The sequence below is a fragment of the Aeromonas sp. QDB20 genome, from assembly GCF_027707805.1.
Taxonomy (GTDB): domain Bacteria; phylum Pseudomonadota; class Gammaproteobacteria; order Enterobacterales; family Aeromonadaceae; genus Aeromonas; species Aeromonas dhakensis.
In genome coordinates this window covers 133,799-145,802 of record NZ_JAPCJC010000008.1, presented here as the reverse complement: position 1 = coordinate 145,802, position 12,004 = coordinate 133,799, and the positions used below count along the sequence as shown (strand labels likewise).

12 protein-coding genes are annotated in these 12,004 nt (G+C 63.7%); 6 read left to right on the top strand and 6 right to left on the bottom strand.

Going from position 1 to position 12,004, the window contains the following annotated elements; genetic code table 11:
- Positions 1–12 precede the first annotated feature (12 nt).
- From dapF to lptM, 3 genes are all read right to left on the bottom strand, one after another.
- Positions 13–843 (bottom strand): diaminopimelate epimerase, encoded by an 831-nt coding sequence (gene dapF, locus PG897_RS12465; RefSeq protein WP_005308255.1) that lies wholly within the window; start codon positions 841–843, stop codon positions 13–15.
- A gap of 65 nt (positions 844–908) precedes the next feature.
- Complete coding sequence (gene lysA / locus PG897_RS12460; RefSeq protein ID WP_005308254.1) at positions 909–2,159, bottom strand: diaminopimelate decarboxylase; 1,251 nt, start codon at positions 2,157–2,159, stop codon at positions 909–911.
- A 20-nt stretch (positions 2,160–2,179) separates the two neighbouring features.
- Positions 2,180–2,356, bottom strand: coding sequence for an LPS translocon maturation chaperone LptM (gene lptM / locus PG897_RS12455; RefSeq protein ID WP_115599465.1), 177 nt, complete (start codon positions 2,354–2,356; stop codon positions 2,180–2,182).
- Positions 2,357–2,429: 73 nt separating this feature from the next.
- Here lptM and cyaY point away from each other — a divergent pair, with 73 nt between their 5' ends.
- Together cyaY and PG897_RS12445 are read left to right on the top strand one after the other, a co-directional pair.
- Positions 2,430–2,744: an iron donor protein CyaY gene (gene cyaY / locus PG897_RS12450; RefSeq protein WP_201882412.1), complete on the top strand. Its 315-nt coding sequence runs from the start codon at positions 2,430–2,432 to the stop codon at positions 2,742–2,744.
- Complete coding sequence (locus tag PG897_RS12445) at positions 2,741–3,394, top strand: alpha/beta hydrolase (protein ID WP_043171498.1); 654 nt, start codon at positions 2,741–2,743, stop codon at positions 3,392–3,394. Before cyaY ends, PG897_RS12445 begins: the two co-directional genes overlap by 4 nt.
- A 124-nt stretch (positions 3,395–3,518) precedes the next feature.
- On the opposite strand, the gene PG897_RS12440 is transcribed toward PG897_RS12445, so the two are convergent.
- A complete protein-coding gene (locus tag PG897_RS12440) occupies positions 3,519–6,053 on the bottom strand; it encodes a class I adenylate cyclase (RefSeq protein ID WP_010635310.1) in 2,535 nt (844 codons plus the stop codon).
- A 322-nt stretch (positions 6,054–6,375) separates the two neighbouring features.
- Between PG897_RS12440 and hemC the strand changes: the two genes are divergently transcribed.
- The 4 genes from hemC to PG897_RS12420 are packed head-to-tail and all read left to right on the top strand — an operon-like array spanning position 6,376 to position 10,333.
- Positions 6,376–7,305: a hydroxymethylbilane synthase gene (gene hemC / locus PG897_RS12435; protein ID WP_155292470.1), complete on the top strand. Its 930-nt coding sequence runs from the start codon at positions 6,376–6,378 to the stop codon at positions 7,303–7,305.
- 46 nt (positions 7,306–7,351) lie between these two features.
- Complete coding sequence (locus PG897_RS12430; RefSeq protein WP_201882456.1) at positions 7,352–8,086, top strand: uroporphyrinogen-III synthase; 735 nt, start codon at positions 7,352–7,354, stop codon at positions 8,084–8,086.
- Positions 8,083–9,159 carry a uroporphyrinogen-III C-methyltransferase gene (locus PG897_RS12425; protein ID WP_043171497.1) on the top strand — a complete coding sequence of 359 codons (1,077 nt, stop codon included), beginning with the start codon at positions 8,083–8,085 and terminating at the stop codon, positions 9,157–9,159. Before PG897_RS12430 ends, PG897_RS12425 begins: the two co-directional genes overlap by 4 nt.
- 10 nt (positions 9,160–9,169) lie before the next feature.
- On the top strand, positions 9,170–10,333 hold the full coding sequence (locus PG897_RS12420; RefSeq protein WP_005308239.1) for a heme biosynthesis HemY N-terminal domain-containing protein: 1,164 nt from the start codon (positions 9,170–9,172) through the stop codon (positions 10,331–10,333).
- Positions 10,334–10,517: 184 nt separating this feature from the next.
- On the opposite strand, the gene PG897_RS12415 is transcribed toward PG897_RS12420, so the two are convergent.
- Together PG897_RS12415 and glpX are read right to left on the bottom strand one after the other, a co-directional pair.
- On the bottom strand, positions 10,518–10,769 hold the full coding sequence (locus tag PG897_RS12415; RefSeq protein ID WP_005308237.1) for a YkgJ family cysteine cluster protein: 252 nt from the start codon (positions 10,767–10,769) through the stop codon (positions 10,518–10,520).
- A gap of 170 nt (positions 10,770–10,939) precedes the next feature.
- Positions 10,940–11,950, bottom strand: a complete 1,011-nt coding sequence (gene glpX, locus PG897_RS12410) for a class II fructose-bisphosphatase (RefSeq protein WP_005308234.1) — start codon at positions 11,948–11,950, stop codon at positions 10,940–10,942.
- Positions 11,951–12,004 lie beyond the last annotated feature (54 nt).

The window sequence follows — 12,004 nt, the reverse complement described above, 5'->3', positions numbered from 1 at the left end:
CCCCGCCCGTGCCTATAACTCTATCTGGCCGTCAAACACGTGCTCGGCCGGCCCGGTCATGTAGACCGGCTGACCCGGCCCCTTCCAGGCGATGGTCAGCTTGCCACCCGGCAGGGTGACGGTGACCCGCTCCTTGAGCTTGCCCTGGCTGATGCCGATCACCACGGCGGCACAGGCGCCGGTGCCGCAGGCGAGCGTCTCGCCCACCCCGCGTTCGAACACCCGCAGCTTGATCTCGCTGGCGTTGACCGTCTCCATGAAGCCGACGTTGACCCGCTCGGGAAAGCGTTCATGACGCTCCATGATGGGACCCAGGGTCTCCACCGGCGCATCGGCCACCGAGGGCACCTCGATGACGCAGTGGGGATTGCCCATGGAGACGGCCCCACACATCACAGTATGCTCCTGGGCCCGCAGCAGGTAGGTTTTTTCCGCCTTCTGGGCCCGAAACGGGATCTTGCCCGGCTCGAACTGGGGCACCCCCATGTTGACCGTGACCTGGTTCTCCCCCTCCAGCTGCAGCACGATGCGGCCACGCGCCGTGCTCACCGCGATGCGATCCCGGTTGATCAGCCCCTTGAGGCGGACGAAGCGGGCGAAACAGCGAGCACCGTTGCCGCACTGCTCCACCTCGCTGCCATCGGCATTGAAGATGCGGTAGTGAAAGTCGAGCTCGGGATCATAGGGCGGCTCCACCAGCAGCAGCTGGTCGAAGCCGATGCCGAAGTGGCGATCCGCCAGCTTCTTGATGACGTCATTGCTGAAAAACACCTTCTGGGTGACGCCATCAACCACCATGAAGTCGTTCCCGAGGCCGTGCATCTTGGAAAAATCTATCAACATCGTGCGTTCCTGTACCCTTGTTCACGCTCTCACCCGGAGGAACGCTTAGAGAAATCCATCAACCATCAGGGCAGCAAATGCTCACCGCGCCAGAGATCCGCCAACTGCTCGCGCTCTCTGATGAGGAACGACTGCGCTCCGTCCACCAGCACTTCGGCGGCGCGCGGACGGGTGTTGTAGTTGGAGGACATGGTAAAGCCGTAGGCACCGGCGGAACGCACCGCCAGCAGGGAGCCCTCGGCGATCGCCAGGGTACGCTCCTTGCCGAGGAAGTCGCCGGTCTCGCACACCGGGCCGACCACGTCGTAAACCGCCTGCTCGTGGCTCGCGCGGCTGTCCACCTCGATGATGTTCATCCAGGCGCCGTAGAGCGAGGGGCGCAGCAGATCGTTCATGCCGGCGTCGATCAGGGCGAAGTTGCGGCTCTCGCCCGGCTTGAGGTACTCGACCCGGGTCAGCAGCACGCCGGCGTTGGCGACGATGGCGCGGCCCGGCTCGAACAGCAGGGTCAGATCCCGGCCCGCCAGCTTCTGCTTGAGCGCCTCGGCATATTCGCTGGGATGGGGTGGCTGTTCGGCGCCGTAGTTGACCCCCAGGCCCCCGCCCACGTCCAGGTGGTGGATGTGGATGCCTTCCGCCGCCAGGCCGTCGATCAGCCGCAGCAGCTTGTCAGCCGCCTCCATGAAGGGATTCAATTCAGTGAGTTGCGAGCCGATATGGCAATCCACCCCGACGATCTCGATGTTGGCCATGGCCGCCGCCTTGCGGTAGATGGCGGGCGCCAGCTCGATGGGAATGCCGAACTTGTTCTGCTTGAGGCCGGTGGAGATATAGGGATGAGTACCGGCGTCGATGTCGGGGTTGACCCGCACCGACACCCGGGCCTTCTTGCCCATGCTGCCCGCCACCCGGTTCAGACGCTCCAGTTCGGCTTCCGACTCCAGGTTGAAGCAGAGGATCTCTTTATCCAGCGCGAGGCGCATCTCGGCCTCGCTCTTGGCGACGCCGGAGAAGACCACCTTGGCCGGATCGCCGCCCGCCGCCAGCACCCGCGACAGCTCGCCGCCGGAAACGATGTCAAAACCCGAACCCAGGCGGGCCAGCAGGTTGAGCAGCGCCAGGTTGGAGTTGGCCTTGACCGCGTAGCAGATCAGGTGGGGGATGTCGCCCGCCGCCTTGTCGAAGGCGTGCCAGTGACGTTCCAGGGTGGCGCGGGAGTAGACGTACAGCGGGGTGCCATACTGCTCGGCAAGTTGTTGCAGCGAGGTGTGTTCGGCCTGAAGCTGGCCGTCGGCGTCGTAGTTAAAGTGATCCAAGGGGGCGGTTCCTTCCTAAATTAGTGCGGCGCGGCCTCTGGGGCTGCCTCGGCGGTCGCAGGCGTCTGTGCTTGCGGTGTACTCTGGGTCTGGGGCTGCTCGGGGGGTGGCATGTAGAGCGGTCCCGTCAGGCCACACGCGGCCAAACCAAGAGACAGAAGAGTGGCAAGCAGACACTTGGTAAGCTGGGTAATCATAATGGTTCGCTGCGAAAAAATTTTTGGCCCTCTATAATCGCACTCACATTGTTAAAAGCAACAGGATAAACCGATGAAGGATCACGAGTATCACGCCCTGACCGACGCCTTTTTCCAGTATGTGGAAGACACCATCGACGAGGGGTATCCGGATATCGACTGCGAACGCGCTGGCGGGGTCTTGACCCTGAGCTTCGAGAACAAGACCAAGGTCATCATCAACAAGCAGGAGCCCCTGCACCAGATCTGGGTCGCCACCCGCGAGAACGGCTTCCACTTCGAGCTGCAAGGGGAAAGCTGGATCGACAACCGCTTCGGCCACGAGCTCAAGAGCCTGCTGAGCCAGGCCTGTAGCTCCCAGGCGGGCGAGCCCGTCCAGTTCCCATGATCGACCTGCACCCTGCCGATGCCCGTCATGCGGTGATCTGGCTGCACGGGCTGGGGGATTCCGGCGCCGGCCTGGCCCCCTTGGTGGATGCGCTGGCCCTGCCCGCCGACCTGCCGGTGCGTCACCTGCTGCCCGATGCGCCCGAGCGGCCCATCACCATCAACATGGGCTACAAGATGCGCGGCTGGTACGACATCAGAAGCTTCGAGGATCCGGCGGATCGCGCCGTGGAGTCCCATGTCAGGGAGTCTGCGGCCCGCATCGCCGCGCTGATCGAGCAACTGGTGGCCGAGGGCTTCGCCCCCGAGCGCATCGTGCTGGCCGGCTTCTCCCAGGGGGGCGTGATTGCCTCCTTCACCGCCCTGCGCCTGCCGCTGCGGCTGGCGGGCCTGCTCTGCATGTCCACCTATCTGGCGGCGCCCGACGCCCTGCTTGGTGAGATGAGCGAGGCCGCCCGCAGCCTGCCCATCTGCTACATGCATGGCATCTATGACGACGTGGTGAGCCTCTCCATGGGCTGGGACGCCAAGAACCGGCTGGAAGCGGCCGGACTCTCCCCCGAGTGGCACGAGTACCCCATGCGCCACGAGATCTGCCGCCCGCAGCTCGACGACATCCGCCAGTGGCTGCTGGCTCGCCTCGCGGACTGAGCCAGTTCCCGAATAGCCAAACGGCCTGCAGATGCAGGCCGTTTTCATTCGATATGGGCGATGATCCTGTGCAGCAGGGGGCCGAGACCGGGGCGCTTGCGCGCACGCCGGGCGGGCCCCTGCCCTACCCCGCGCCGGCGGCGGAACCGAGCTCGCGCCCCTGACCGCCATCGCGCAGCTGACCCTGGCTGCGGTAGGGGATCACCTCCAGCTCGCCATTGATCTGCACTATCTCGTAGTACTGGGGCAGGTTGAAGTTGCTGAACTGACCCGCGTCGCTGAAGCGCTCGTGGCTAGAGGTGTAGAAACGGTTCACCCCCTGCACCAGCTCATCCTTGTTGCCGGCGAAGTGCTGGTAGATCTCCACCCGGTTCGCCTCGTCCAGGATATAGATGTTGGTGCCCGCGTCCCGGGTATCGAAGAAGAACTGCACCAGCCCCTCGCTGGCGTAGGCGTCGACGATGCCGGGCAGGTGCTGGCTGTGGGTCTTGTCGAGCCGCAGCGGCAGGTGATCCAGCTTGTTGTGGGAGATGTGGCGGTAGAAGTCGACCGCATTCTCCAGTTTCTTGACCGACACCCCGCGCCGCTCGAAGAAGATGCCGTACTTCTCCTTGCCGAGCGCCAGCGTCTTGACCAGCTGCTGCTTGTCGCGGGCCAGACGCAGCTCGATGCACTCGGCCACCAGCTGCTGGAAGCGGCTGCGTACCAGGGAGCGGAAGTGCTGGCTGTAGCAGAACACCTCGATCATCTCGGGGGCGGCGGCATCCTGGTGCATCTTGCCGAGGATGGTGGTGAGGGCGTCCACCACGGCTTCGTCCCCCTGGAAGTGGAGGGTGCGGATCTCGCTCCAGGAGTTGCGATAGACGAGATCCACCGAACCCACCAGACACTCCAGGTTGCGGCCGAACGAGAAGACGTCGGCGGCGTTGGCGTCGAATTCGATCACCTGGCCCACCCAGTGGCTGGTCGGGTCCGTCTCCAGGTTGAGGAAGATGGAGAGCTGGCGAATTTCGCACGGCCGGCTCAGCGCCAGGTTGGTGGCACGGGGATACTTGACCGGGAAGGTGCCGGAGAGATCGCGACAGAACTGGTGCAGGTTGTCGATGTGCAGATCCGAGCCCTGGTTGAACAGGTGCACCCGGGACTGGGGCGTCAGCAAGCCGTTGAAGTAGGCCCAGGAGACCAGCTTGCTGATGTAGCCGTTATATTCGAGCGGCGCCCGGCCTATGATGTCCACCGGCTCCAGTGAATGCTTGTAGAGATACCAGCCGGCGCGGTTCAGGCGACCGTGCGGCACCTGCACGAAGCTCAGATCCGGCTCGCTCAGGTCCGGCGCTATCTTGAGGTTGATGCGCTGCACCTTGCCCGGCAGGCTCTCGAACGCGGCATAGAGCTTGCGCGACAGTATGCCGATGTCTTCCGGGTTGATGGACTCGCTGATGTTGTTGCGCCGGGCAAACTGGATGAGGTTGCGGTAGCTCTGCATCAGGGCCTCCAGCAGCTCGGCGTAGGCCACCTTGACGTCCTCCACCTTCCACTCCTGGCGGTGATCCAGATGCTGCAGCCGCTCCCGGCTCCAGCCCCAGTAGTCCACCAGCTGGGTCATCAGCTCGCGGCGCCAGGCCGGGGAGTGATCCTCTTTCGGATGGCTCAGGCCGTCGCACACCTTCAGATAGAAACAGCGGCGCACCAGATCGAGCCGCTGCATGTCGCCGATGGATTTGAGGTAGTTGGTCACCTTGTCCAGCATCAGGCAGTAGTTGTCGAGCCGGTAGTGCATCCCCTCGTTGTGCTGGAACCAGTCGCGGCTGGTCACCGACAACAGGCGGGTGTTGGGGTACTCGTGGGAGTAGGCCTCCATCAGCACCGACTTAAGCACCGCCTTGTAGGGGGAATCGATGCCCTTGTAGAGCTGCCAGAGGGCGGAGCCGAAGTACTCCTCGGCCGGAATGCGGTTGAAGCCCCCCAGATCGAGCCAGTCATCCTGGCTCAGCTTGCCGTGGGCAAACAGGCCGTTGACGTAGTCATCGTAGTGATCGTCATACTCGGCAGGCACCAGATACCAGAGCAGCCGCTTGCCGGCGATGTGCATGGCGCTGCGGTAGAACTCGTCGAGCAGCAGCAGGTGCTGGGCGCTGCCGCAGCTCTCACCCTGCATCTGGGCGTCGTTGCGCTGGCGGAACTTGTCCTCGGGGATCAGGAAGAAATTGAGATCGACCCCCCGCTGCTCGGCCCACTTGGAGAGTTGTTGACACTTGAGATCCAGCAGCGCGAGCCGCTCCTGCGACAGACCGGCCACATGGCAGACCCAGATGTCGAGATCCGAGTGGCAGCACTGACCGATGGACGAGGTGCTGCCCATGGAGTAGAGCCCCTGGATCGACTTGTCATGGGTGGTGAGGCCGTTCTGGCAGTTGGCGTTCTGGCAGAGATCCTCGATGAAGGCCTGCTGGGCGTCGTTGGCGGTAAAACTCCAGATGCCGTGCGGCACATCCCCCGCCACATAACCGGGCAGCAGGGGGTGATTGAAGTGCAGCATGACGGGTAACAGCTGGAAGACCTGCTGCCCGTAGCGACTCATGAGACCTAACGCCCGCTGCGTCTTGAGACGATTGATGTCGTCGTAGCGCGCCACCAGCGTGTCGAGTTTTACCAGCAATGCCCTGCCTATACGAGGTGATAAATGACGCACCAAAACGGGGAGACGTCAAAAAAGTGTGATCATGTTAACAATGCAAACAGCGGTGGTAAACAAGCCCGCACACAATCGCCGGATTATTTATGACAAGTCACTAAACAGTATCATTGGAAAGCAATAATTTTTTTAAATTTCAATCAATTAACCTTGCATTTTAGTTTAATGAAAATCATTTTCAGCCGCTGTTTTTGAGCTTGGCCCCGCTTTTGCCGGCTGTGCCATGAAAGCCCCTGCAAAGGGTGGTAAGATCGTTTTCCTTCTAAAGATGAAACAACTGATTGATATGGCAGCCCGAACCCTGAAAATTGCCACTCGCAAGAGCCCCCTGGCCATGTGGCAGGCCAACTTCGTCAAAGACCGGCTGGAAGCCCTGTACCCCGAGTTGCAGGTCGAGCTGGTCCCCATGAGCACTCAGGGTGACAAGATCCTGGATACCCCGCTCGCCAAGGTCGGCGGCAAGGGGTTGTTCGTCAAGGAGCTGGAAACGGCCATGCTGGAGGGACGGGCCGACATCGCCGTGCACTCCATGAAAGACGTGCCGGTGGAGTTCCCCGAGGGGCTCGGCCTGCACACCATCTGCGAGCGCGAAGATCCGCGCGATGCCTTCGTCTCCAACCGCTTCACTGCCATTGACGAGCTGCCGCAAGGCGCCGTGGTCGGCACCTCCAGCCTGCGTCGCCAGTGCCAGTTGCGCGCAGCACGCCCGGATCTGGTCATTCGCGACCTGCGCGGCAACGTCAACACCCGTCTCGCCAAGCTGGACGCCGGTGAATACGACGCCATCATCCTCGCCGCCGCCGGCCTGAAACGGCTGGAGATGGCGCACCGCATCACCGCCTTCATCGAGCCGGAACAGAGCCTGCCCGCCAATGGCCAGGGCGCGGTCGGCATCGAGTGCCGCCTCGACGATCACGAGCTGCACGCCCTGCTGGCACCGCTCGAGCACCCCGAGACCCGCATCCGGGTGCTGACCGAGCGCGCCATGAACCGTGCCCTGCAGGGGGGCTGTCAGGTCCCCATCGGGGCCTACGCCCTGGTAGAGGGAGAAGAAGTGTGGCTACGCGGCCTGGTGGGCAGCCCGGATGGCAGCCGCGTCATCCGCGACGAGATCCGCGGTCCGCTGGCCGACGGCGAAACCCTCGGTCACACCCTGGCCCAGCGCCTGCTGGCCGATGGTGCCGATGCCATCCTGGCCGAGGTCTACCGGGCATGAGTGCGGGCCGGTGCGAAGCATGGCCGCCATGCCGGAGCCAGCCCTGATGGTCCCGCTGGTGGTGCGCCCGGCCGCCCAGGCCGCCGAACTGGTGGCACTGCTGCGCCAGCACGGCCACGCACCACTCTGCTGCCCGCTGCTGGAAACCGTGGCGGGCGGCGAGCTGCAGCGCCTGCCCGAACTGCTGCCCCAGGCCGACATCGTCATCGCCGTCAGCATGCATGCAGTTAATTTCACTCATCATTTTCTGTTGCAAACTGGTCAGACCTGGCCAAATATTGACTACTTTGCAGTCGGCCAGGCCAGCGCGGACGCCTTTTCGGCCGTCGGCATCACGGCAGCCTGCCCGGAGGATCCGCGCAGCGAAGGGCTGCTGGCCCTGCCCGGCCTGCAACAGGTAAACGGCAAGCGGGTGCTGATCCTGCGCGGCAATGGTGGCCGGGATCTCATCGCCCGGACGCTGGCCTCACGCGGCGCACTGGTGCACTATTGTGCGGCCTATGAGCGCCACTACCCCGCTCTGGACGGGGGCGCATTGACCCGCCACTGGCAGGCGGCCGGGCTCGACAGCCTGCTCGTCACCAGTGGCGAACTGCTGCAACGGCTGCTGGAACTGGTCCCGGACCAACAGCAGCCCTGGCTGCACGACTGCCTGCTGGTGGTCCCCAGCCCGCGGGTGGCCGAGATGGCCGCGGCGGCGGGCTTTACCCATATCGCGATTGCCCAGGGTGCATCCAACCAGGCCCTGACGGCCGCTCTGGAACTGAGGAAGATGGAATGACTGAACAGCAAGAAGTCCAGCCGAGTGCCGCGGCCTCCGTGGCCGACAACAAGCAACCCGGCCAGCAGGTCACCAATAACAAGAAGGGCGGCTCGGGTGCAGTGCTCGGCGGTATCGCCATCCTGCTGGCTCTCGGCCTGACCGGCGGACTCTATCTGCATGGCCACCAGAACGCGGTGGCCCAGCAGGCCGAACTTGGCGCCCTCAAGCAGCAGCTGGCTGACGCCATGGCCAAACTGGATCAGAGCAACAGCAAGGATGGCGAACAGCTGGCCGCCCTCGGCAAGCAGCAACAACTGCTGCAGGACGAGCTCAAGGGTCTGCAGACCCGGGTGCTGGATCTCAACGACAAGCGCCCCAACGACTGGATGCTGGCCGAATCCGAATACCTGGTGCGGATGGCCGGTCGCAAGCTGTGGCTGGAACACGACCTCGTCTCCGCCATCACATTGCTCGGCAATGCCGACGAGCGCATCAGGGCCCTCAACGATCCCAGCCTGATGCCCATCCGCAAGGCATTGGCCGAAGACATCGCCCAGCTCAAGGGGATGCCGCGCATCGACCGCGAGGGGCTGACCCTGAAGCTGGCCGCCCTCTCCGATCAGATCGAGCTGCTGCCGCTCTCTACCGTCAGCATGCCGGAAGCCAAGGCCGAACCGGATCAGGCCGTCAGCACCAACCCGGACGAGTGGGAGAGCAACCTCAAGAAGAACTGGGTCAAGTTCACCGAAAACTTCATCACCATCCGCCGTCGCGACGGCGCGGTGGAGGCCCTGCTCTCCCCGCAGCAGGAGATCTTCCTGCGCGAGAACCTCAAGACCAAGCTGCTGCAGGCCCAGCTCGCCGTCTACCGCGAGCAGCAGGCCCTCTATGACGACAGCCTGGACAAGGCCCAGCGCTGGCTGACCCAGTATTTCGACACCGACAACAGCGCCACCCACTACATGCAGTCCGAGCTGGACAAGCTCAAGGGGGAGCAGATCCAGTTCAACTACCCGGATCGCTTCAAGACCCAGGCCATGCTGGAAGAGGTGCTGACCGAGCGCCTGCAGCGCATTCTGGCCAGCAACTGAGGAGGGCACCATGATTCGTCTGATTGTACTGGTGGCCGTGATGGTGGCCGGCCTCATCTTCGGCCCGCAGGCCTCCGGCAACAAGGGCTATGTGCTGATCTCGCTGGGCAACTACACGGTGGAGTCCTCGGTCACCAGCGCGGTGATCCTGGCGGTGCTGTTCTACGGTCTCCTGCTCATTGTCGAGTGGGTGCTGGGCCGGGTATTCGGCCTGCGCCGCAAGACGCTGGGCTGGTATGGCTCGCGCCGGCGTCGCAAGGCCAACCAGCAGACCGTGGCCGCCACCCTGGCCATGGCCGAGGGGCACTACAGCCAGGCCGAGAAGCTGATGCTCAAGGGCGCCAGCAACAGCGACACCCCGCTGCTCAACTACCTGAGCGCCGCCAAGGCTGCCCAGGCCCGCGGCGATGACGTGCGCCGGGATCAATACCTGCAAAAGGCGCAGGAGGAGAACCCCAAGGCCGAGCTGGCGCTGACCCTGACCCAGACCCAGCTGCAGATCGAGCAGGGCCAGTACGACACCGCGCTGGCCATGCTGGAATCCGTCTACTCCCTCAACCCGCGCCATCCCATGGTGCTGGACCAGCTGCGCCAGGTGCACCTGGCCCGCGAGGACTGGACCGCCCTCATCGACCTCATTCCGGCGCTGCACAAGGTGGGCAAGCTCACCCCCAAACAGGAAGAAGATCTGCTGCAACAGGCCTGGCGCGGCCGCCTCAGCGCCGCCAGCGGCGCCCTCGATACCCTGCGCCCGGTGTGGCAGGCGCTGCCGCGCAAGCTGCGCCAGGATCCCGAGCTGTTGGCCGCCTATGGCGATCGCCTGCGCCAGCTGGGGGCCGACAATGAAGCGGCCGAGCTGTGGCTGGATGCGCTGCGCAAGCAGGTCTCACCCCAGTTGCTGGCCCGCCTGCCCAAGCTCAGGCTCGACAGCTACCAGCCCCTGCTGACCCTGCTGCAGAAGATCCAGGATCAGCCGGGCGTCGACGCGGCGCTGGCCCAGGTCTACCTGCTGGCCGGTCAGCTGGACGAGGCCCAGCGTCTGCTGGAGCAGGAGGTGGCGAAGGCGCCCAATGCCGCCGTCTACCACGCCCTCGGTCAGGTAATGGACAAGCGCCGGCTGACCAACAAGGCCAACGAGTACTACCGCCAGGCATTGCAGCTGGCCGACGTCTGACGTCCGTTCGTCGCAAAATAAAAAGAGGCCGCAGTTGCGGCCTCTTTCTATTGGGATTATTGGGATTATTGGGATTGCTACGGATGGCTGCCCTCCCTTCTCCCCTCGCGGGAGAAGGGTCGGGGATGAGGGGGAACCAGCTACCACCCTCACCCTACCCTCTCCCTGAGGGAGAGGGTCAGCCTCAGGCCGTCATTCGTTCCAGCTCACCGATAAGCCAGATGGCCTCTTCCCTGTGGTAGCCGCACACGTCCTGCATGGGACGAAAGCCGCTGCACACCGCCGGGCGTTCGGGCTGGCCGAAGATCTTGCAGCCCAGCCGCGCATCGAGCTGCACACAGGGCACGCCGGCCGGTTTGCCGTCGGGCATGCCGGGGATGGCACTGCTGATACTGGGGGCGATGCAGCAGGCACCGCAACCTTGACGACATTCCATGTAATGCTTTCCTCGGCAGGGTGCGCCAGTGTAGCAAAGGGCGGGGATTTTCCTCACTGTTATCCCGGCCCTGCCATGAAATAGTGCCCTTGCCAACAGACAACAAAAAGCCCGACAGCGTCGGGCTTTTTGTTGCCGGTACCATGCAGGTTGCCCCGCGCGCATCCTGATTAGAGGATGATGTCGCGCACCACGCTGTCTTTGCGATCCAGGAAGTGAATCGACTTGATGCGGCGGATGGTCCGCGATTTGCCACGGATCAGCAGAGTCTCGGTGGTCGCCATGACGCCGTCGCTGGTGATGCCATCCAGCAGATCACCCTTGGTGATGCCGGTGGCCGAGAAGATGACGTTGTCATTCTTGGCCAGGTCTTCCAGCTTGAGCACCTTGCTCACGTCGATGCCGAGCGCCTCGCAGCGGGCAATTTCCTGCTCGCCCAGCGCACGCACTTCCGGGCTGTCGCCCTTGACCTGATGACGGGGCACCAGGCGGGCCTGCATGTCACCGTCCAGCGCACGGATCACCGCCGCCGAGATCACCCCTTCCGGTGCGCCACCGATGCCGTACAGCATGTCCACTTCGCTGTCCGGCAGGCAGGTGAGGATGGAGGCGGCCACGTCGCCGTCGGGAATGGCGAACACCCGCACACCCAGCCCCTGCATCTCCTTGATCGCCTTGTCGTGACGCGGCTTGGCCAGGGTGATCACGGTCAGGCGAGAGAGCGGCTTGCCGAGCGCCTTGGCCACGGCCTTGAGGTTCAGCTCGAGGGCCTGATCGAGGTCGATGGCACCCTTGGCCTTGGGACCCACGATCAGCTTCTCCATGTACATGTCGGGGGCCTTGAGGAAGGAGCCCTTGTCGCCGACGGCCAGCACGGCCAGGGCGTTGGCCTGACCCATGGCGGTCATGCGGGTACCCTCGATGGGATCGACCGCGATGTCCACCGCGTCGCCCATGCCGGTGCCCACCTTCTCGCCGATGTAGAGCATGGGAGCTTCGTCAATTTCACCCTCGCCGATCACAATCTCACCATCGATCTGGATCTGATTGAGGATATGGCGCATGGCCGCAACGGCCGCCCCATCGGCGATATTCTTGTCACCACGTCCGAGCCACTTGTAGCCAGCCAGTGCAGCCGCTTCCGTCACTCGGGAAAACTCGATTGCCAGTTCACGTCTCATCGCATATCCAACCTTTGGAGCTCGAAAACGGGCGGCATTCTACCACAAGGGCAA